20 protein-coding genes and 1 pseudogene are annotated in these 21,561 nt (G+C 46.7%); 8 read left to right on the top strand and 13 right to left on the bottom strand.

All coding sequences use genetic code 11. The features are described from left to right. Window positions 1-60: 60 nt before the first annotated feature. From AC3FZD_RS11875 to metH, 6 genes and pseudogenes are all read right to left on the bottom strand, one after another. Window positions 61-390: a type II toxin-antitoxin system PemK/MazF family toxin gene (locus AC3FZD_RS11875; RefSeq protein WP_017303085.1), complete on the bottom strand. Its 330-nt coding sequence runs from the start codon at window positions 388-390 to the stop codon at window positions 61-63. Beyond that, window positions 378-638 carry an AbrB/MazE/SpoVT family DNA-binding domain-containing protein gene (locus AC3FZD_RS11870; protein WP_488736228.1) on the bottom strand — a complete coding sequence of 87 codons (261 nt, stop codon included), beginning with the start codon at window positions 636-638 and terminating at the stop codon, window positions 378-380. The genes AC3FZD_RS11875 and AC3FZD_RS11870 overlap by 13 nt, the downstream gene beginning before the upstream one ends. A gap of 110 nt (window positions 639-748) precedes the next feature. Next, window positions 749-2,416, bottom strand: a complete 1,668-nt coding sequence (locus AC3FZD_RS11865; RefSeq protein ID WP_488740330.1) for an NACHT domain-containing protein — start codon at window positions 2,414-2,416, stop codon at window positions 749-751. A 443-nt stretch (window positions 2,417-2,859) separates the two neighbouring features. Next, window positions 2,860-2,952, bottom strand: a pseudogene (locus AC3FZD_RS11860) (type II toxin-antitoxin system VapC family toxin); the annotation flags it as partial. 44 nt (window positions 2,953-2,996) lie between these two features. Further along, entirely contained in the window at window positions 2,997-3,182 is a 186-nt protein-coding gene (locus tag AC3FZD_RS11855) for a hypothetical protein (RefSeq protein ID WP_488736227.1), read from the bottom strand. Between the two features lie 132 nt (window positions 3,183-3,314). Beyond that, complete coding sequence (gene metH, locus AC3FZD_RS11850) at window positions 3,315-6,848, bottom strand: methionine synthase (protein ID WP_488736226.1); 3,534 nt, start codon at window positions 6,846-6,848, stop codon at window positions 3,315-3,317. 171 nt (window positions 6,849-7,019) lie between these two features. Here metH and AC3FZD_RS11845 point away from each other — a divergent pair, with 171 nt between their 5' ends. Further along, window positions 7,020-8,366: a hypothetical protein gene (locus AC3FZD_RS11845; protein WP_488736225.1), complete on the top strand. Its 1,347-nt coding sequence runs from the start codon at window positions 7,020-7,022 to the stop codon at window positions 8,364-8,366. A gap of 21 nt (window positions 8,367-8,387) precedes the next feature. On the opposite strand, the gene miaB is transcribed toward AC3FZD_RS11845, so the two are convergent. Genes miaB through AC3FZD_RS11830 form a run of 3 tightly spaced genes read right to left on the bottom strand, consistent with a single transcriptional unit; the run spans window position 8,388 to window position 10,533 of the window. Then, complete coding sequence (miaB, locus tag AC3FZD_RS11840; protein WP_488736224.1) at window positions 8,388-9,746, bottom strand: tRNA (N6-isopentenyl adenosine(37)-C2)-methylthiotransferase MiaB; 1,359 nt, start codon at window positions 9,744-9,746, stop codon at window positions 8,388-8,390. A 44-nt stretch (window positions 9,747-9,790) separates the two neighbouring features. Beyond that, window positions 9,791-10,291 (bottom strand): PIN domain-containing protein, encoded by a 501-nt coding sequence (locus AC3FZD_RS11835; protein ID WP_488736223.1) that lies wholly within the window; start codon window positions 10,289-10,291, stop codon window positions 9,791-9,793. Continuing rightward, window positions 10,288-10,533, bottom strand: a complete 246-nt coding sequence (locus tag AC3FZD_RS11830) for a UPF0175 family protein (protein WP_488736222.1) — start codon at window positions 10,531-10,533, stop codon at window positions 10,288-10,290. Before AC3FZD_RS11830 ends, AC3FZD_RS11835 begins: the two co-directional genes overlap by 4 nt. 122 nt (window positions 10,534-10,655) lie before the next feature. On the opposite strand from AC3FZD_RS11830, the gene pgsA reads away from it, so the two are divergent. From pgsA to AC3FZD_RS11810, 4 genes are all read left to right on the top strand, one after another. Next, window positions 10,656-11,168, top strand: a complete 513-nt coding sequence (pgsA, locus tag AC3FZD_RS11825) for a CDP-diacylglycerol--glycerol-3-phosphate 3-phosphatidyltransferase (RefSeq protein ID WP_488736221.1) — start codon at window positions 10,656-10,658, stop codon at window positions 11,166-11,168. Window positions 11,169-11,292: 124 nt separating this feature from the next. Further along, window positions 11,293-13,371 (top strand): NAD-binding protein, encoded by a 2,079-nt coding sequence (locus tag AC3FZD_RS11820; RefSeq protein WP_488736220.1) that lies wholly within the window; start codon window positions 11,293-11,295, stop codon window positions 13,369-13,371. Window positions 13,372-13,545: 174 nt separating this feature from the next. Beyond that, window positions 13,546-13,881, top strand: coding sequence for a photosystem II reaction center protein Psb28 (psb28, locus tag AC3FZD_RS11815; RefSeq protein ID WP_488736219.1), 336 nt, complete (start codon window positions 13,546-13,548; stop codon window positions 13,879-13,881). A 57-nt stretch (window positions 13,882-13,938) separates the two neighbouring features. After that, window positions 13,939-14,403 carry a DNA phosphorothioation-associated protein 4 gene (locus AC3FZD_RS11810; RefSeq protein ID WP_488736218.1) on the top strand — a complete coding sequence of 155 codons (465 nt, stop codon included), beginning with the start codon at window positions 13,939-13,941 and terminating at the stop codon, window positions 14,401-14,403. Window positions 14,404-14,449: 46 nt separating this feature from the next. Here AC3FZD_RS11810 and AC3FZD_RS11805 read toward each other — a convergent pair whose 3' ends face one another. The 3 genes from AC3FZD_RS11805 to AC3FZD_RS11795 all read right to left on the bottom strand — a co-directional run bounded on the left by AC3FZD_RS11805 (window position 14,450) and on the right by AC3FZD_RS11795 (window position 16,933). Then, complete coding sequence (locus AC3FZD_RS11805; protein ID WP_488736217.1) at window positions 14,450-14,764, bottom strand: hypothetical protein; 315 nt, start codon at window positions 14,762-14,764, stop codon at window positions 14,450-14,452. A 96-nt stretch (window positions 14,765-14,860) separates the two neighbouring features. Next, window positions 14,861-15,457 (bottom strand): GDSL-type esterase/lipase family protein, encoded by a 597-nt coding sequence (locus AC3FZD_RS11800; protein WP_488736216.1) that lies wholly within the window; start codon window positions 15,455-15,457, stop codon window positions 14,861-14,863. 171 nt (window positions 15,458-15,628) lie between these two features. Then, window positions 15,629-16,933, bottom strand: a complete 1,305-nt coding sequence (locus AC3FZD_RS11795; RefSeq protein WP_488736215.1) for a dihydroorotase — start codon at window positions 16,931-16,933, stop codon at window positions 15,629-15,631. A 198-nt stretch (window positions 16,934-17,131) separates the two neighbouring features. Between AC3FZD_RS11795 and AC3FZD_RS11790 the strand changes: the two genes are divergently transcribed. Then, a complete protein-coding gene (locus AC3FZD_RS11790; RefSeq protein WP_488736214.1) occupies window positions 17,132-18,466 on the top strand; it encodes an aminopeptidase P family protein in 1,335 nt (444 codons plus the stop codon). Between the two features lie 66 nt (window positions 18,467-18,532). On the opposite strand, the gene AC3FZD_RS11785 is transcribed toward AC3FZD_RS11790, so the two are convergent. Further along, entirely contained in the window at window positions 18,533-18,928 is a 396-nt protein-coding gene (locus AC3FZD_RS11785) for a bacteriohemerythrin (RefSeq protein WP_488736213.1), read from the bottom strand. Window positions 18,929-19,148: 220 nt separating this feature from the next. Here AC3FZD_RS11785 and mrdA point away from each other — a divergent pair, with 220 nt between their 5' ends. Beyond that, window positions 19,149-20,906, top strand: a complete 1,758-nt coding sequence (mrdA, locus tag AC3FZD_RS11780) for a penicillin-binding protein 2 (RefSeq protein WP_488736212.1) — start codon at window positions 19,149-19,151, stop codon at window positions 20,904-20,906. A 49-nt stretch (window positions 20,907-20,955) separates the two neighbouring features. Continuing rightward, window positions 20,956-21,531: a rhomboid family intramembrane serine protease gene (locus tag AC3FZD_RS11775; protein WP_488736211.1), complete on the top strand. Its 576-nt coding sequence runs from the start codon at window positions 20,956-20,958 to the stop codon at window positions 21,529-21,531. Window positions 21,532-21,561 lie beyond the last annotated feature (30 nt).

Here is a 21,561-nt window from a genome sequence, read left to right as displayed (position 1 = left end):
ACCATTAAAGTATTGTTTATCGTCCCGGTAATGAGCGATCGCATCCCCCCCTCGATTGGCTCATTCGGAAAACATCTCAGCCAAGGTGTCGAGAACTCCGCTTTGCTCATCTGGACTAATTTGACCCAGTTTTTTGACTAATCGAGTTTTATCAATGGTGCGGATTTGATCCAGAACAATTTGCCCTTCCTTACCCTGAAACTGGCAGGAAATTCGCGTCGGGTAGGCTTTCCCTTTTGTCGTCATTGGTGCAATGATCACCGTGGCAATATGGCGGTTCATTTCATCCGGTGAGATGATCACACAGGGTCGTGTTTTCTGAATTTCACTGCCAATTGTAGGGTCAAGATTAACCAAAAAAACATCGAAACGCTTGGCTACCACTCCCATTCACTTTCCTCCCAGTCGGTACTGTTGACTCGATCGAGAAGAACATCATCTTGTTCTTTCGCCATTGCTGCAAAGGCTTGATCCCAGCCGTTGCGTAACCGTCGTGCGGTGCGAATCGTGAGATGATCGCCCTCCACTTCAATTTCAACATCTGTCTGAATACCGCTTTGCTCTAAGAGTAGTTTAGGAATACGCACACCTTGGGAGTTGCCAATTTTAACGATTCGGGTTCTAATCACTGTGCTCATACTTAGACGATCTCAAAAGCAAATGTGATTACATTGTAGCTACCCCCGAAAGGGTCGTCAAGGGTTGCTCGATGTTCAATCCTAAGATATCAAGGAGAATCAAGATCGAATCACTGTTCTCGATCGCTCTGGGCAAAGAATCGCCGGATAAAGGTTTCCATTTGATCCGCTTCAAAGGGTAAATTCCGATACACATCAAACCCAGAAAAGGCATTTCGATCCGCTTCCCAGACATTCACCCGACAGGTAATCATCGCCCTTCCTAACCCCACCCACCCGGTTAATAACTGGGACACATGGGGCTGTTCAATCCGGGCTACCATTTCATCCAAGCCATCCATCAATAACCAGAGATGCTCTTTATGGTCTTGGAGAGAGGCGATCGCCCCTTCAACTCCCGCTAATTTCAACCATTTTTCTTGCAGATAATCCACTAGGGTCGGTTCGGTAAATCGTGCCAACTCAATCCAAATGGGGATGCCGAGATGTTCTGCCAATATCCAATCAGCGATCGCCTGTAATCGCGTCGTTTTTCCTGACCCCGGTTCGCCAATCACCGCAATCCGTCGCCCCTGACTTTGGGGACTTTTCCCCTGCCGCAAAACCTGATTAAAAAACTCATCCTCGGCGATTGGGGTAATGATTTCTTCATCCCGTTCTTGCTCCAGATTTTCCCGACTTTGCCCCGGTTTCCGTTGCTGAGTTTGGCGACGTTCTACTAATCCCAACGGCACATAGACATTCACCCGCTTAAATGCCGGATTAGCGGTTAATGCCTGTCGTTCAGCCAGCATTAACTCGGCAATGGGTCGCCATTCTGCCAAGGAAAGATGGGGGTTAGCGGCATCAAAATGGGAGCGAATTTCTGCCACCAAACTTTCTAGAGTCCTTTCCAGTCCTTGCAACAACTGAGTAATCTGGGTTTCCATCACCCCCAACCGCTGACAGACCTCCGCAAAACCGGAATCAATCCTGCCGGAAATATCGGTAAAAAACGCCTGCTGCTGGGTGACGTTTCCCCGTAACTGGGTTTCCAATTCCTGAAACTGTTGCAGGATTTGGCTTAACTCCCCAACATTGACCCCCCCTTGACTGGCTTGCAGTTGGCTCAGTTGTGCCTGCATTCCCGTGAGTAACTGCAACGTTAATCCCGCAAAGGCTTTCCCATCCTTGACAAAATCTTCTTTGAGGGTTTCTCGCAAGGCTTTGGGGAAGGTGGTATGGAGTAATTCCGCAACTTGTTGACGCACCTCGGAGGGAATGGGAAAGCCACCCCCTTTACAGGCTGCCATGTTGAGGCGGATGAAGATATCACCCCATTCTGTAGCGGTGAGGTTGCCTTGTTGGGTGAGTTGGTATTCTTCGGGGGTGAGGAATTGGTCGAGTTGGGCTTCTCGTAGTTCAGGGTAACGTTGCTGGGTGAGTTCCTGTTGGGCGATTTTGACCCAGTTATCCTTAGCTTGCGCGGCGATTTTTTCGAGATGTTGGCGGGTTTTGCCCCGTTGTGATTTGGCCGCAAGGGTGATGACGGCGGCTATGGCTTTCCCCACTGCTTTCGTTAAATCTTGATTCTCTAAGGATACCCTATCTGGGTCTTGCCCTGCGGTTAAAGCATCTAGGGCATTAGCGGTATTCCCAGCCGTAACACTGGCTAAAGCCGTCGCCAAGACTGTCCCCCAAACAATCTCTTGCCCAGCCAAGAGAGGCGGAAATACCAACCCGCCGACAACGCAACCAGTGCCAATAGTTAATTTTAGGAGCGATCGCCCTACACCCATTGCCATCTCCTCAAAACTGTCATTATTTTACCCCAGAAACCGGGTTTCTATGTAAGTTTCGGTGGGGTGGCAGAAGTTGTCTTAGAGAAACCCGGTTTCTTGTCCCGTTATTTGTATTACCCATTTTTATTTTAGCAATATGAGTAATTATTAATGAATATATATCTGGACTAGCAGGTAGAATAGATAAACACAAACTTTCATACCAATATCTAAAAACCTCAAAACAAGAGCTATATCGCAGACTCCATATTTCTTCTTCACAAAACAACTTAATACAGCGCTTCGCGCCCTCCGTGGGGGAATGGGGGAATGGGGGAGTGGGGGGAGTGAACAACAGACTCAATTTAGCTTTGGGCTATTCTGGCTATCGTTAAAAACCGCTATTTATGTACCGCATAGCAGAGGAAATTGCTATATCTTCCTAAAAAAAAATACTAAAATTAAATGTTTTCCTCCCAATCTTCAAGTTGTAAACTTTTTACTCTTTGAAACTCTTTAGTATTATGAGTTACCAAAATCAGATTATTAGCTAGGGGGTGACTACTATTTCAGATCTTTACGATTAAACTTGATATCTTTATGATGCTTTTATTAACTGAATAACCCCATGAATCAAGCGCAGTTCTTCAGGACTCCAGCCGTAGGCGTGTTTTTCTTGAATTAGTTGGGACACAAAAACGCGACTATTTGCAATTTTTGCCCAACTTTTAGCGTCAATTTCCAGGTATTGCCAAGTTACGGGATTGTCTGTGGTGAAGGTCATATTCAGGATACGGTAAGGTTAGAGGTTTTGCCGAAAGCCGTTTATCTTCTCGAAATCTTGGTGAAGATACACAAGGGCATTTCTTAAATCCCCTCCCTGTGCGTTTAAGAGAGGGGAGAATGTCAAACTCGCTTAAGCACTGAAGTATTTAGAAACGGGATGGTGGGTGATAATGGCGCTGGTGGATTGTTCGGGATAGATTTGCTCACTCTCATCCATGTACATATTAATGCGATCGCTCCCCAACAGTTCCAATTGCTTATACTGGTCTTGCATATTCGGACAAGCAGGATAGCCGAAACTATAGCGGGAACCATGATAGCGCTGTTTGAACATATCGCGCACATTATCCGGTTCTTCATCCCCAAAGCCTAATTCGCGGCGAATTTTGGCGTGCAACCATTCCGCCATTGCTTCGGCAGTTTGCACCGCCATACCATGGAAATAAAGATAATCTGTATAGCGATCGCCCGCAAACAACTTTTGCGCGTATTCCGTCGCTACCTCTCCCACCGTCACCGCGTGCATCGGGAACACATCCATCACCCCGCTCTCCTTCGGTGCAAAGAAATCTGCAATACACAAGCGACGGGAACGTTTTTGGCGCGGAAACTCAAAGGTATGTCGCACCGTTTTCGCCATTCCCCCCTTCATTTCCTCGGCATCATAAACAAAGACAGTATTGCCCTCCGACTGAGCTGGAAAATAGCCATAAATCGCTTGGGGCTTCAAGATATTTTCCGTTAAAATCTTCTCTTTCCATTCCTCTAAAATCGGATAGACTGTCTCTTGCAAAAACTCGTCGTATTCTTCACGAGATTGTTCTTTCGGCTTGCGGAACTGCCATTGCCCCACAAACAGAGCTTGCAAATCTAAATACCAGAAAACCTCTTCTAAAGGAATATCTTCCGGTTGCAAAATCCGACTTCCCCAGAAAGGAGGAGTCGGACGAGGAATATCAATCTCTACCGCTTCCGAGCGCCGAGTATCAATCACCTCTGGTTCTGAGGGCTTAGACTCCGTTGTTGATTCTGCTGCTTCCTCCCCTTCAACATCTCCCTTATCTACCTCATCCAAAAAGCCTTGCAAATCATCCCAATTATTCGCCGCTTTCGCTGGCATTAATTTGTCCATAAACGTCAAGTCAGAAAAAGCATCTTTTCCATAAATCACTCGACCTTTATAGGTATTTTGGCAATCCTGATAGACAAATTTCGGCGTTAGAGCGGCTCCCCCCAAAATCACAGGAACGGTAATTCCTTGCTCGTTAAACACCTGCAAATTATCCTTCATAAATGCTGTCGATTTCACCAGTAAGCCACTCATGGCAATACAGTCAGCATTATGCTCTCGATAGGCATCAATAATGTTATCGACGGGTTGTTTAATGCCCAAATTCACCACTTTGTACCCGTTATTAGACAGAATGATATCGACCAAATTCTTCCCGATATCATGGACATCCCCTTTCACCGTGGCAATCACAAAGATTCCTTTATAATTATTCCCCGATTCTGATTTTTCCATCATCGGTTCTAGGAAAGCTACCGCCGCTTTCATGGTTTCTGCTGATTGCAACACAAAGGGAAGTTGCATCTGTCCAGAACCGAATAAATCCCCAACCACTTTCATGCCATCGAGCAGAAAAACGTTGATAATTTCTAGGGGCGGATACTGTTCTAAGGCTTTTTTCAAGGAAGCTTCTAAACCAATGCGTTCGCCATCGATAATATGGTTTTTCAACCGCTCTTCAATGGGCAGATTTTCATCAGCAGAGCGATCGCGCTGCGCTTTTTTGCCTTCAAACAACTTAGTCAGTTCAGCGAGGGGATCGTAGATGCAAATATCGCCGTCAAATTCTCGTTGATCGTAGATGAGTTTGCGGCAGACTTCTTGATGTTCCGGCTCGATTTTCGCTAGGGGTAAAATTTTGTTGGCGCTGACAATGGCGCTATCTAATCCTGCTTGCATCGCTTCATGCAAGAACATGGAGTTGAGAACAATTCGCGCTGCTGCATTTAAGCCGAAGGAAATATTAGAAACACCAAGTAAAATATGACATCCAGGTAATTCTTCGCGAATGCGACGAATCGATTCTATGGTTGCTTTTCCGTTGGCTCGGTCTTCTTCAATACCCGTTGAAATAGGGAGGGCTAGAGTATCAAAAAAGATTTCATAAGGGGGGATGCCGTACTCAATGGCTTGATCGTAAGCGCGTTTAGCAATGGCAAACTTTTTATCAGCCGTTCGCGCCATGCCATCCTCATCAATGGTTCCCACCACAACCCCAGCGCCGTATTTTTTCGCCAGTTCTAAGACCTTAAAAAAGCGGGGTTCTCCATCTTCATAGTTGGTGGAATTCAGGATGCATTTTCCACCCACGACTTTTAACCCAGCTTCCATTTTTTCCCACTCAGTGGAATCTAACATTAAGGGTAGGGTAATATTGTTCACCAAACGGGAGGCGAGTTCCTTCATATCGCGCACCCCATCCCGACCCACATAATCGACATTCACATCTAAAATATGGGCCCCTTCTTTGACTTGGGCTTTACCTAAAGCAACCAAGCCATCCCAGTCTTCATTGTTGAGTAAAGTCCGGCATTGTTTGGAACCACTGGCGTTGAGTCTCTCGCCGACAATGAGGAAGGAATTATCTTGATCGTAGGGTTGGGGGCTATAGATGGAAGCAGCAGAGGGTTCAAAGAGGGGATGGCGTTCTTTGGGTTTGAGGGTAGCGGCAATTTCGGCTAATTGTTGAATATGATCGGGACGGGTTCCGCAACATCCGCCAATGATTTGCACGCCCCAATCTTCGACAAACCGATTGAGGGCGATGCGTAATTCCATGGGGGTGAGTTTGTAATGGGCATGACCGCCGACGTTTTCGGGTAGTCCGGCGTTGGGAATGCAGGAGACGATGAAGGGGGAATGATCGCAGAGGTATTTGATATGATCGGCCATGCGATCGGGGCCGGTGGCACAGTTTAAGCCTAATATGTCAATGTTGTAGGGTTCGAGGATGGTTAAAGCTGCGCCAATTTCGGAACCAACGAGCATGGTTCCCATGACTTCCATGGTGATGGAAACCATGATTGGGCGGCGTTCTCCTTTGCGTTGAAAGACGGTTTCTACGGCGTTTAAGGCGGCTTTGATTTGCAGAACGTCTTGACAAGTTTCAATAATGAAGAGGTCTACGCCACCGTCATAGAGTCCTTCGGCTTGTTCGATAAAGGCGGTTTCTAGGGTATCAAAATCGATATGACCTAATGTGGGTAGTTTGGTGGTTGGCCCCATGGAACCGGCGACAAATCGGGGTTTTTCTGGGGTGGAAAATTCGGCGGTGATGCTTTTGGCTAGTTCGGCGGCGGCTTTGTTGAGTTCGTAGGCTTGGTCGGCTAGGTTATATTCAGCGAGGACGATGGAGGCTGCACCGAAGGTATCGGTTTCAATGACATCACATCCGGCAGTGAGGAAATCACGGTGAACTTTGGCGATCGCCTCTGGTTTGGTTTTGATTAAATATTCATTACACCCTTCGTATTCTGGGCCGCCAAAGTCCTCTGCGGTTAAATTCTGGACTTGGAGGTTGGTTCCCATCGCACCATCGAATACGATGACGGGACGTTCTGGACTGTGTAGACGGTTCAGGAAGGCACTATTCATGGGAACGGTTTAGAAAAGGTTGACAAGCATATTCTCTTATTGTACTGGCGATCGGGGCATGGGGGAATGGACAATTGCTGATTGCGAATACCTGATTCTTGATGGCTTAATTAAATAGGGAAAGTTAGATATCCTGTAATTAGTTTTCCCTGTTATTCTCAGGCCAATCCCATGAACGAAGAGCATACCCCTAACTTGCCTTACCCGTCCTCTGAATCGGTTTCTGATCAGCCAACACCAGAACGGGATGAAACTCTTAACCCGGCCGATCTGGCTGAATTTACGGATGTTTCTGTAGAGCTGAATCTAGATGCCATTACCCATGATAGTCTCAACTGGCAAGGGATCGAAGAGTCGGCTAATCCATATGTTGCTCCAGAGATCTTAGAAGCTCTGCAACAGGAGATGGAGCAAGTGTTACATAAGAATGTGGCTCTGCTCGATCGCATCAGTCAACTTGAAAGTGCCCTCGCCCATTCTCAACAAGCCCTACAAACCTATCAAGAACGGCAACCGGCAACTGAAGCTCTCTTATCCCAGCGTCTAGAAGAAATTAATACCCTCCAGGAAGAAAATCAACGGCTTGCGCGGGAGTTAGAAAAGTCCCGTCAAAAGGGTCAACGGCAACAAATTTTAGTGCAAACTTTAACTGAACAACTCGACAGTAGCCAAACCCAAGTCGCTCAACTCGAACGAGATTGTGCGATCGCTCAACAACGCTATCATGAACAAGCCACCCAACTCAATCAACGGGATAAATTTTGCATCGATTTACAAACCCGTCTCCACCGTCAACAACGATATACTCTACAGTTTAAAAATGCCCTGGATCGGTGTTTAGAATTATCTCCCTCGAATCGCGAACAGATCCTCAATGACTCCTCTGCTTCTCTAGCTCATGCCCAATCAACCAAGATTGAACAGGGCTTAACTCCCAAAGTTATCGCCATTCAACCTTGGTCAGTGAATCAATGGCAAGACTCTTTATCAGAAACCCCTCTACCGAATCCGACATCAGAGGAAAAAGAGGTGAGAGATTTAGAAACCCCTGCTCTAGAGTCGATGGCTCAACTCCCGGTCAATCGCCCTCACTTAAAACTGTTCAAATCGGATGAGTTATCATCGCCCAATCCAGAAATAGGGGCATCTCCTGTTCCTGTAATCCATAATTCCCAAGATACTCAGTTTCCCACCCTCGCTGCTTCACCCAAGTCAGAACCTTTAGCAGAGCCAGAGGAGTTAGAACCGGAACCCCCCTCTTTTAGTGCTGAATTTGACGAGATAGAAGAGGATTTTACGGAGCAAGAAGAACCGAGCCAATCTGCTGAATTAAGCTCCGAGCCATCCCCACCCGCCGCAGATCTCTCGTCTGAAGAGCTTTCCCAACTGGAGCAACCCGAAGTTCCCCTCAATATTCCCCAAGGGAATTGGCCTTCTCCCTTAGTGTATCCTCTGCGACCGCAGAAAAAGCGCAAGTCTTTTGCGGCGATCGATTTACCTTCTTTTCCCCGTCCCTAATGGAGACGGTTAAACTCAAGGTTAGCGATCGCCAGCACCCACGGCTATCATCTGCTTTCCGGTTAGACTAAAGGCGCGAGTTTCTGTAATTTTCACCTGCACCAATTGGCCCTTAAGTTGGTGAATATCCCCGGTAAAGAAGGTTAACCGGTTGCCCTCCGTGCGTCCCATCACTTGGGTTGCATCCTTGGGATTTTGGTCTTCGACGAGGACGGTTTCCCTGCGTCCTAGATAACGCTGCGATCGCTCCTGTGCTTTAATGGCCACTAAATGATTCAGCCGTTGTAGGCGATCGCTCTTCACCTCTTCGCTTAACTGATCTTCCCATACTGCCGCCTCCGTACCCGGTCTAGGAGAATAGGCCGCCGTGTTTAAAAGATCGAAGCCAATCTCATCAACCAACTCCAGAGTATGCTCAAATTGCTCCTCCGTTTCTCCGGGAAATCCCACAATCGCATCCGCACTAATTGACGCATCCGGCATATAGTCGCGAATCTTGTCAATAATCCGGCGATATTTCTGATGGGTATACCCGCGCCGCATCACCTTGAGAATCTCATTATCTCCAGACTGAAACGGAATATGAAAATGTTTACACACCTTCGGCAATTGGGCACAAGCCTGAATTAAGCGCTCCGTGAAATAGCGGGGATGACTGGTAGCAAACCTGATTCGCTCTATGCCTTCCACATCATGGACAAAATAGAGCAAATCCGTAAATGTATTCTCCCGTCGTCCTTCCGGCGTAATTCCGGGTAAATCCCGACCATAAGCATCAATATTTTGACCTAAGAGCGTGACTTCCTTATATCCCTGCTGGCCCAACTGTTCCATTTCTTCCCGAATGGCCTGGGGAGTCCGAGACTGTTCCACCCCTCTGACTCCCGGAACCACACAATAGGAACAACGCTCATTACAGCCATAAATCACATTCACCCAAGCTGTAATCTTACTATCGCGCCGGGGTTTGGTGATATCCTCCATAATGTGAACGGGTTCCGTGGCCACCACCTGGTTACCTTCTAGGACTTGTTCCAACAAATCCCCCAAGCGGTTCGCATGTTGGGGCCCCATGACTAAATCGAGTTCCGGAACCCGACGCAACAGCGCTTCCCCTTCCTGCTGGGCCACGCATCCAGCCACAATTAGGGTTAAATTGGGGTTTTCATGTTTGCGTTTGGCTTGTCTGCCCAGATAAGAATAGACCTTTTGCTCGGCATTATCACGAATGGTACAGGTATTGTAGAGAATCACATCCGCTTGATAAGGGTCTTCTACGGATTCAAAGCCGATATCGTCGAGAATTCCGGCCATGCGCTCCGAGTCGGCCTTGTTCATTTGGCATCCAAAGGTAGTAATGTGATAACGACGTTTGGTCATAGGTTTTAGAGTTAAGAGTTAAGTACCATTTTTAATTTTACATTTTATTCTCCAGATTTAATTTCACCTGCATAATTCAAAATAGTATTGTAGAGTTGAGGATTGACATGAAATCCTGCCCTATTGATTAACGCATCCATGATAGGTCGTACAGCTTGAATTAACCCTTTTCGTTTGGTGGTGAGTAAAACTCCCAGAATACCAATAATATTCAGATCGAGGCTAGAAGCCACCTTTCTACCGCGTCCATCATCTATAATCAGTCTATCTGCTTGGGTTTCAATGGCTAGAGCGATCGCTTCTGCCTCACCGGGATCGATGTCTGTTTTGAGTTGTTCAACCAACTCAACATTGGAAATACAGACAACCTGAATCCAAGCTAAAGTTTGAACTTCTCTTGTTCCCGGAACTTCATACCCTACATTCACCAGTTCGTCATAGACGGCTTGGGGAATTAGAATAGTCTGATAAAGATGGTGCAGGAGTTCAAGTTGACCAATGGCTGAAAGGTTGGTAATTGGAGAGGTATTGCTAACAACAATCATAACTCTCCTAATCTTTTTAGGGTTTGAATATCCGCCTCAAAATCTTCTACATCATAATTGATATATATTCCTCTTTTAGACAGTTCTTGTTGAAACTGTATCAAGTGCATCCCGGCAAGACGGCGGGCTTGTCCTGTACTCAGTTTCCGTTGTTGATAGAGTGAGATCGCCAACTCTAGTTTAATATCGGCTTCGGACAGTTGAGCCGAGTTAAGGATTTCGTCAGGGATAGTAATATTCATTTTCACTTACTCCAGCAATCATTTCTTTTAAGCTACAACCAATCGTTTTTAATTCAATTTTATTCGTCCTTAAATTATAACTTATAATTGATTCAACGGACTTAAGATAGTTTTTAATTGATATGACGCTTCCGAATTGGATTACATTTTCTCGCTTGCTGGGGGTTCCCTTTCTGCTCTACGGGTTGCTGGAGCCGACGGTGGAGCGGCGCTGGTTTTGTTTGGCGGTGTTTTTGGTGGCTGCGGGAACGGACTGGTTGGATGGTTATTTGGCTAGACGGTTAAATCAAGTCAGTGAGATGGGTAAGTTTTTAGACCCGTTGGTGGATAAGTTGCTGGTGTTAGCGCCCTTGTTGTCGTTGGTGGAGTTGGGAGAAGTGCCTGCTTGGGGAGTGTTTCTGATTTTAGCGCGGGAATTGACGATCGCCGGATGGCGCGTCAATCAAACCAAGGTTTCGGGGGCGAATATTTGGGGAAAACTGAAAACTGTAGTGCAAATTGGGGCGATCGCCTTTTTAATTGCGCCAACTCCCCTTTCTTGGACTTTACCCATCTTAATCTTCTTTTGGTGTGCTGTCGCCCTTACCTGGATTTCAGGCTTAATTTATATTTGGCCGCAACCTTCCAATGAGTGAAAAAGATCGCTCACCTGTGAAAAAACTTGTTCGGCGAATTGAAGATATAGAAGAGAATTAAGTTAGATTTTTGAAGCATAAGTTTCAACCCCTGTTCCCCATTCCTCAAGCGAGAAACCTGGTTATGTCAAGCCTTTCACCCTTACCACCAGAAGTCAATGCTCCAGAGTCCCATGGCGATCGCTTTTTGATCTGTGGATTAGGTCGTCTTGGTCAAGAATGTGTCATAGCCTTGAAAAACTTTGGAGTCGTTGTCAGTGCCATTGAACAAATCTCTCCTATTCCGTGGGAATTATCGACAGTTCCTGAATTATTAGATACTTTAATTGTAGGAGACTGTCGCCAACTGCACATTCTCGAACAAGCTCAAATTCAAACCTGTCGAACCGTTTTAATTGTCACCAGTAATGCAGAAGTTAATGCCCAAACCGCTTTAGCTGTAAGGCAACTCAATCCCCATGTCAGAATTGTGGTGCGGTCTGCGGCCCATAACTTGAATCAACTGTTGAGGGAACAGTTGGGTAACTTTTTTGCAGCCGAACCTACGCAAATGATCGCCAGTGCCTTTGGTTTAGCGGGTTTGGGTGCAGAAACCTTGGGTTTTTTTGAGCTAGAGGGTCACAATCTCCAGGTCATTGCCGATCGACTTGAAGAGGGTCATCGATGGTGTAATGTGCGATCGCTTCAAGACCTGAATACCACTAAACGACGGGTTCTCTTTTACCTTCCTAAACCGGAATTAGTCCCCCATTTTTATCGATGGAATCCCAAAGACATAGTGAAACCTGGCGATCGGATTGTTTATGTGGAAGTCGTGGAAAAATTTTCCTTAACCGATAAGCGACAAGCACCCCTACTCAGGAGAAATTTGTCTGAACGAGGAACACCTGAAACGATCGGATCTAAAGTTCTTCACTTTGTACAAAAACAACTGTTAGATATTAAATTTTGGCAGTTTCAATGGGAAAAAATTAAGACCCCTTTCTTCATGACTGGCGTGCGAAAAGTGGCTGCAATCAATGGTATTATTGTCATCATTTTACTGATCCTAGGCACGGTTTTATTTAAGTCTTACTATGCCCATACAACTTGGATTTATGCCTTTTATGCCACTGGGATTCTTTTACTCGGAGACTATGGAGAATTATTTGGACAATTGGAACCGATCGCCAAAATTCATCCTGGGTTACAGTTATTTGCCTTTACCCTCACTTTAGTAGGAACTGCATTTGTGGGCGTTCTGTATGCTCTGCTTACCGAAGCGATTCTTTCATCTAAATTTGAATTGTTGCGTCGCCGTCCTCCCATTCCTAAAACCGATCATTTAATCTTAGTAGGACTCGATCGCCTCGGCCAACAAGTCGCCGGTTTCTTAGATAATCTAGAACAAGCCCTCGTGGCTATTCCCTTTAATCCCAATTTCGATCAGGGTTTATTACCCCGTATTCCTCTCATTGTCGGTAACTTAACCGAAGCCCTGACCAAAGCCAATGTGTTAACCGCTAAAAGTGTAATTATCACTACCGATAATGAAATGCTGAATCTAGAAATTGCCCTGATGGCGCGGCGGTTAAATCCCCATACCCGTTTAGTAATGGGCACATATGGTCAAGGATTAAGCCAATATTTAAGTCATTTATTAACCAATATACAAATTTTGGGAACCTATGAAGTGGCAGCAGAAGCCTTTGCGGGAGCAGCATTTGGTGAAAATATTATTAGTTTATTTCGCTATCATAAAACCATTTTAGTTACAGAATATCAAATTGAAGAAATTGATACATTACATGGATTACTCATTGGTGAAGTAGCTTATGGATATCGGGTGGTGGTGCTTCTTCACCAAACCCCACCAGAAACGGCAACCTTGATGCCTTCTGACGATCTGCGGTTGGGAGTGGGCGATCGCATTGTGGTATTGTCTTCCATTGAAGGCTTAAAACGAATTGAACAAGGAGCCATCATTACCCCAACTTGGAAAGTTCGGATCGATTCTGCTCCAACCAGGGATGCGGCTTTCGATGGAGCCAATGTGATTGCTCGGATTTCTGGATATAGTTTAAGCCTAGCTCGTGAGTTGATGGATAATCTGCCCAAAATCTTGCCGAAACGGCTCTATCTTCATCAAGCAGCCCGTTTAGTGGGAGAATTAAGGCGATCGCGAGTGATCGCCAAATTAATCAAACCCAAACCGAAGACGTAAGTCAACTAGATGTATGCCTTAGCCATCAGGATTGAATGGAGAGGAGGTATCCTCGCCAAATTCTCCCCCATACTCCCTAGCAACACCCAGTGCCTAAGTTGCACAAGTTCCCTGGGACTGACATGATAGTAAAATACCTTCAATTGGTTTGAATTACCCTAAATCACAAAAAATATGGCAGAAATCCAGTTAACCAAAGGAATCACAGAAAAAGATGTTCCTGAAGTGCGTCTAACCCGTGCTAAAGATAAAAGTAGTGGTACAGCAACATTTATTTTTTCCGATCCCACCGTCTTTAAGGAAGGCAATACCGATGAAGTCACGGGCTTACATCTGATTGATGAAGAAGGGGAAATCATCAGTCGGGAGGTAACCGCTAAGTTTGTTGATGGTGAACCCACCACGGTAGAAGCCTTTTATGTGATGAGGGGAGAGGATGAGTGGGATCGGTTTATGCGCTTTATGGAACGCTACGGCAAAGAGCATGGTTTAGGGTTTCAGAAAGCATAATCGCGATACTGGGGCGAATATCGTCCCTACTCACCTTCTGAAGGGGGAAAAGTTAGGATGGCAGTCTACCGCATTCGATTAGCGAAGGATAAGGGAGAGTTGGTTAAGCGGTTGGTGGAGTCTGATGAAGATAATGCACCGTTTGAAACTTATGCAGATGTGGTGATGTTTGCGGCTAGTTTAGGATATGAGCGCCATCAAACTGTGCCCCTGGATGATGTGATTGCTAAAGAACCTGCTCCCATTGCTTGGGATGTTTTTCGCTCGCGGGGATACGATCGCGCCATTCGCCTATTGGCGATCGCCACAACGGAGGATGTTAGTGTGCTTTCCCTGTCCTCTGAAGAGGCGCTCGCCAAACAAATTCAGATCCTAGAAGAATATGCCAATGGGGGATTACAGATCCTACAAGAGGAGTTGCGCGGTATTATTGATATTACCCATCATCTTCCCCTGATGTTGCATAAACAAAGGCATCCCCAAGAGTCACCCTCAGAATTCGATTTACGCCAGATCCTCTAGTCAACCGGTAGAGGCAAACCCTCGCTTATCTCTACTCTCCCAAGGTTTAGCGCAACTTCTGCACATCCGCCATAAAGGCATCAACTGCTTCTTGAGTTTTACCTAAATAATTGCCATCAGCCTCTAAAACATCTTTTAATTCTTCTGCCACCCCAATTAATCCCCCTTCTTCTGACCTATAAGCGCCTTTCATCTCAATCTCGCGCCAATACTCTTCTATGACACTGGTTCTCATAGCTTCATAGGTCTCAATTAGGGAAGCTTTGACTTTCTTTTGTTCCGCGTTGAAGTTCTCATACTCCAATTGACTAATTAATTCCGCTAATTCCGAAAGATGTCGGCGCACAGTTTCCCAGCTCATAACGATGTCCCTTAATATAGATCGGAGAGTTTCGACAGGTATCTTACCAGGTTCTTTGGAAGACCCCTGATACGTTACAAAGGTTAACACTTTTGCTTATGGCTCGATCGCCAGATTCTCAAGGTTTGGGGGAATCTTAGCCGCTTTGAGTAAGGGTTGTAGACCTTCAAAGATGCGATCGCCAATGATCTCATGGCCAGCAGCACTGGGATGAATGATATCATCTTGTCGGTATTTCTCCTCTCTGAGCAAACCCTTGAGAATCTGAGGGATCAAATAGGCTTGTGTTTCCTTTGCCAATTGCACAAACATCTGATCGTATTTATCTCCCACGACTCCCACATTAATGCCCAAAATTACGGCGATCGCCCCCTGAGCTTGAATCTGGGTAATAATTTGCCGCAAATTCTTCTCAGTCTCGGTTTCTGCGATGCTCTGTAGATAATCATTCCCAGACAACTCCACCATCACCAACCAGGGATTTTCATCCAGCACATCAGTTTGCAGACGTGCCAAACCCATGGCTGTTGTATCTCCTGCTACCCCCTTATTCAGAATCGGCACATTCAACCGGCGACTTAAAACACTAGGAAAAGCTTGCTCTGGGTTCAGTCCATAGCCAGAGGCAATGCTATCACCCAAAACAATAATCTGCTCTCCTTGACCCAGTTGCAAGTTTTTGACTGAGTTCACGGATGAGCTGCAACTGATGACGAAGCTCCAGGTAGCGAACAAGAGGACAACAAAAACGAAACTTCGCCGTTCCCACCACCTGAAACCACAAAAAGAGATCGCCTTCTGATAACAAAACCGCATCATCATTCCTAAGAATCTGATTGATTTGATCGAGACTATAATAGCCTATCAACTCCGTTCATTAATCTCAGGATACCCATCAAATCGGCGCATCACTCGACCCTGTAAAGGATGATGCAACCAAGGGGTATTATGGGCTAGAGACTTGAGAGTGTTGCGATCTGGAGTCCAAGGGGCTTGGGAATCGAAGACAATTAACTCGGCTGGTTGACCCACATTTAAACTGGGTGGGGTTTGATTTAAGCATAATGCGGGATGGGTACTCAAACTGCGCCATAATTGCACGGCTGAAAGTGCCCCAGTTTCTACTAATCCTTGCCAGAGTAGGGGTAGGGCTAATTCTAACCCGATCGCCCCCGCCGGAGCAGTTTCAAAGCCCACCGTCTTTTCTTCGTAAGTATAGGGGGTATGATCGATCGCGATCGCATCAATCACCCCTTGACGAATGCCCCAAATCAACCCTTCTCGATCCTCCGGATTGCCCAAAGGTGCAGCCAGACGGAAACTGGGATCGTAGGGAATAAATCCACCTTGATTATGGGGGGCGATCGCCTCCGTATCCAAGAGCAAATGCATCCAAGGGGTACTCGCCGTCACCGGAAGCCCCCCTTCCTTCGCCTCCTGGATTAATTGCACAGATCGAGCCGTAGACACCCGCATAATATGGATGCGGGTACGGATTTGGGCCACCAATTCCAGAAGCGCCGCCAATGCTGCGGTTTCGGCGGCTGCGGGAATTCCCGGTAAGCCTAACTGAGTAGAAATTAGCCCTTCGCGCATCACCCCATCGGCCGCTAAATCTAGCGCCAACGGCCAGATCGCCACCGGTTTACCCAAAGGCCCCGCATATTCCAAGAGTCGGCGCAATAGCAGTAAATTGGCGATCGCCCCACCATCACTAAACCCCACCACCCCCGCACCCGCCAACTCGCCCAACTCATTCATCTGTTGTCCCTTTGCCCCTTGGGTGAGCGCCCCCCAAAAAGAGAGCTTAACCCCCAATATCTGGGGCGTTTTCCCCTTCAACAGAGACACCGTTGCCGGGTTATCGATGGGGGGGTCAGTGGTTGGCAAAATACCCACTCGAATAAATCCCCCAGCCCTAGCCGCATGGACTAAAGACTCCAGAGTTTCCCGCTCCTCAAACCCTGGCTGGCCGCTTTGACTATACAAATCCACCAATCCCGGCCCCACAATCAACCCCTGGCCATCATGCACTTCGGTATCTGGGGGATACTGATTAATGGAGTCACCCATGGCTTTAATTTCGCCATGGTCTAACCATACATCTTGAATTTGGTCAGTTTGGGCGATGGGATTAATGGCCCGCACTTGTTTCAGCAGCGTACTCATGGCATGTTCAGGCGATGGGGGGATAATGGATGCCCTCTCCCTAAATCCCTCTCCCACAGGAGAAGGGGGCAGGGGGATGAGGGCGTAACCGTTGGATAAATAGGAAAATGTTATAGTTGGTCTTTAATTTTCCATTGCTCATTGTCTATTGTCCCTTGTCCCTTGTCTACTTGAAAGATTATGATTTTGGCTAACCTAATGAAATTGCGCCGCTCTCACCTCTGTCAACACATCGATTTTCCGGTTATCTTGTGGTCAGGTCAACCGAGTCCCCGCAACTTTCGGGCTAATGTTTATCCCTTTCGCGCCAATAGTCATTTTCTCTATTTTGCTGGTCTCTCCATTCCCGATGCAGCGATTCGTCTAGATCAAGGCAAGTTAGAATTATTTGTTGACGATCCTAAGCCAGGTTCTGTATTGTGGCATGGCCCCCAACCGACGGGTGCTGAATGGGCACAACGGATGGGTGCGGATGCCCATTATCCCTTGTCTGCTTTAGCTGAGAGGGCGAACCATGGGGCGACGCTACCGGTGCAAGATTGGACAACTCGCCAGCAACAGGGGCAAATTTTAGGCCGTTCTCTCTCTCCTCTAGAGGGTCAAGATTTAGAGTTGGCTAGGGCGGTGGTTGAGTTGCGTTTGTGCCATGACGAACCGGCGTTATCAGAAATTCGCGAAGCGGTGAAGGTGAGTGTGGAAGCGCACTTAGCGGGGATGAGGGGAACGATGAGAGCGGGTACGGAAGCTAGGGTGCGATCGCTCATTGAAGGGGTCTTTATCGCCCATGAAATGACCCCAGCCTATTCCAGTATTGTTACAGTTCATGGGGAGATTTTACATTGCGATCGCTCCCCCCATCCCTTAACCCCTGGTGATTTATTGCTTGTGGATGCGGGAGCAGAAACCCTGGGCGGATGGGCAGCCGATATTACCCGCACTTGGCCGGTGAATGGGCAATTTTCCCCCACACAACGGGCAATTTATGAGGTGGTTTTAGCCGCCCACGATCGCTGTATCGCCCAAATCAAACCGGGTCAAGACTATGAGAAAATCCACTTAGAGGCAGCTTTGGCCATAGCGGAAGGATTAGTGGATTTAGGCATTTTAATCGGCCATCCAGAAACCTTGGTCGAACGGGATGCCCACGCCCTGTTTTTTCCCCATGGTATCGGTCATTTACTGGGCTTAGATGTCCATGATATGGAAGACTTGGGGGATTTAGCCGGTTATGCTCCAGGACGCAAAAGAAGCGATCGCTTTGGCTTACAATTTTTGCGTTTAAATCGTCCTCTAAAATCGGGGATGGTGGTCACCATTGAACCCGGATTTTATCAAGTTCCCGCTATCTTAAACAATCCCCAATTGGGCAGTCAATATAATGATGTGGTCAACTGGGAAAAACTCGCCCAATTTAAGGATGTGCGCGGCATTCGCATTGAGGATGATGTATGGGTTACAGACCAAGGTTCCGAGGTGCTAACGGCGCAACTTCCCACCGCTCCAGAGGAAATCGAAGCGGCGATTGTTGGGTAATGAGTAATAAGTAAGAGTCTCCTGCTCATTTCCCCATCTCCCCAACTAACTAACCATACGCTTATTCTACTTCACCAAAGGTTCCAACTGTTTATCAATACCGCGAATATGATTCACAAACCAATCGAGTAAATTTTTCTGGACTTTATTGGCGACTAGATCGAAATTCTGATGAGTGTCAATTTCTCCCTTAATTTGGGTCAACATCTGCACAAAATTCTGATGGGCTTTTTGATTATCACAAGCAACAGGACATTGATAATTATTCATACAGCCTTCTTCATAGCGAAAATGAACCGCTACATAACCATCTAACATCTTTAAAATACTTTTAATTTCCTGGTTCGATTTTTTTGTTTTTAAACTTTCTAATAACCGATCCATTTCATCGAGCAGTTGTTGATGTTGAATGTCGAGTAACGGAATACCAATTTTGAGCGAATCTGTCCAAGTTCGTGGCATAATCCACCTCTTTCGGTTTAAATAAGAAAAAGAATTGAGAGTGATTCTAGCATGACCCACAGGACTGAAAGTTGAGCGGATAATAAAGATTTCTCCACAGTCCTGTCATAGAGTGCTAAAAAAAACAATTGTTGCCGATTGGTTCCGTGATTCCTCCGGATCGATCTAGGGTGCAGTAGAAAAAAACAATAACCCGAAGAAACAACAAAACCCAATTTCTATGACTTCTATTTCTTCTTGGTTTGCCCAAAGCACACCAGCCAAAATCGCCCGTAAACGGTTGCCTCAAACCTTGACTTTTGTTTTAATTTTTACCAGTATTTTCGCTGCGTATACTTGGAGATTAAGCCAACTGCAAATTATTCATGGAGAAGAAAATCGAGAAAAAGCAGACAGTAATCGCATTCGCCAAGTTCCTATGCCCTCAGACCGGGGCAATATTTTCGATCGCCAGGGAAAAATATTAGTCTCTAATCGTCTTTCGCGGTCGGTCTATGTTTGGCCCAAGGGGCGATCTCCACAAGCCTGGAAAGCAGCAGTCCCACAATTAGCCACTATTCTTAATATTCCAGAAAAGGAAATTATCGAAAAACTGGCCGCTGATGATTATCAATCTCGCTTACCCATTCGCATTTACCGCAATTTGAGCTTAGAGCAATTTACAGCTCTTTCCGAATTAGACCCAGTAGGAATCGAAATTCGCTCAGAATCCAATCGCCTCTATCCCCATGGAACCCTAGCCAGCCATGTCATTGGTTATGTGGGAGAAGCCACCCTAGAAGAACTGCAAGCTAATCCCGATTACCCCATGGGGATGATTGTCGGACAAATGGGCGTAGAGCGGTTAGCCAATCAGCAGCTCAAGGGAGAATGGGGGGGGCGGTTAGTGGAGGTAAATGCGAAAGGAGAAGAGTTACGAGAATTAGGCTTAGATGAGCCTCGCTCTGGAGACTCGGTGCAGCTCACCTTAGATCTAGAGTTGCAAAAGGCAGCCGAACAAGCATTAGGAAATCGCCGGGGTGGGGTAGTCGCCCTCGATGTGAAAACGGGGGGAGTCCTAGCGATGGCGAGCGGGCCGACATTTAACCCCCAAATTTTCACCCGTCGCGTCACCACTCAGGAGTGGGAAGAGCTACAGGGGGAAGATGAACCCTTTTTGAATCGCGCTCTTCAGGGTTATCCTCCAGGGAGTACATTTAAGATTGTCACCGCAGCAGCAGGGATGGAGTCCGGTAAGTTTAGCCCCAATTCTACATTGATGACTGCCGCTTATATTACGGTGGGAGGTATTGAGTTCCACGAACATAGCGGCGGTTATGGGGTGATTGGTTTTCGGGATGCTTTGGCTTACAGCAGCAATACCTTTTTCTATCAGGTGGGGATGGAAGCGGGGGTAGAGGCAATTGCGGAATGGGCCGAGAAGATGGGAATTGGTAAAACCACAGACTTAAATTTATTGGGGTTGGAGGGAGGACGTAATGGTTCTGTTCCCACCCCCGAACAAAAGCAAGAACTCTATGATGAGCCTTGGTATAGCGGCGATACGGTGAGTATGGCGATTGGTCAGGGGTTGGTGTTGGCTTCTCCCTTGGAGTTGGCGGTGATGGTGAGTAGTATTGCTAATGGGGGAATGCGGGTTAAACCCCATTTATTGGCTTCGCAAACGAATACAGAAATCACTAAACCGGAACCCACCGGTTTATCTCCTGGCACAATAGGGGCCATTCGTGAGGGTTTGGTTGCTGTGGTGCAAAAGGGGACGGGACGAGGGATGAATGATGGCACGATTCCCCTAACGGCTGGAAAAACGGGGACTTCGGAGGTTTTGGGGCAAAAATCCCATGCGGTGTATGTGGGATATGGGCCGGTTAGTGACCCCCAAGTGGCGATCGCCGTTGTGGTGGAAAATGGCGGTTATGGTGGGGCGACGGCTCTACCCGTAGCTCAAGCCATTTTTAAGGCCTATTTTCGCCAGTAGGCCCAGAGAAATTGTTACCCTGGAGAAGATATCCTTTGAGTCATGAAAGATGAGTAGTCAGGAAGGAAAGGCGATCGTTAATGAACTAAAAACCCAGATCTCGATCTTGGCTGGGTTTGTCACCACTTTCTGGGTAGTGGAAATTGTGGATTTGCTCTTTTATCAAGGCAAACTGGATCAATATGGCATTTATCCCCGCCATATTTTCGGTTTACGCGGCATCCTCTGGTCTCCATTCTTGCATGGTAATCTTCCCCATTTAATCGCCAATACGGGCCCGTTTCTCATTTTGGGATGGTTGGTGATGGTGCAAGAAACCACAGATTTCTTTTGGGTCACCGCCATTACGATGTTAGTTGCCGGGGGTGGGGTGTGGCTCTTTGGGGCCCCAGCCTTTCATATTGGCGCGAGTAGTTTAATTTTTGGCTATTTGGGGTTTTTACTCTTTCGAGGCTTGTTTGAGCGCAATATAGCCTCGATCGCCCTTTCCCTAGTTGTCGGTTTTATCTATGGGGGTTTCATCTGGGGTGTCCTTCCCGGACAACCCGGTATTTCCTGGGAAGGTCACCTCTTTGGACTCATTGGAGGTGTTCTCGCTGCTCGCTTTTTAGCCAGCCGGAAATAACTCAGTAATGGGTAATGGGTAATGAGTAAT

This window comes from Roseofilum sp. KMC-1, from assembly GCF_057802075.1.
The sequence above is the reverse complement of the archived record's forward strand: the minus strand, read 5'-3'. Positions and strand labels throughout refer to the sequence as shown.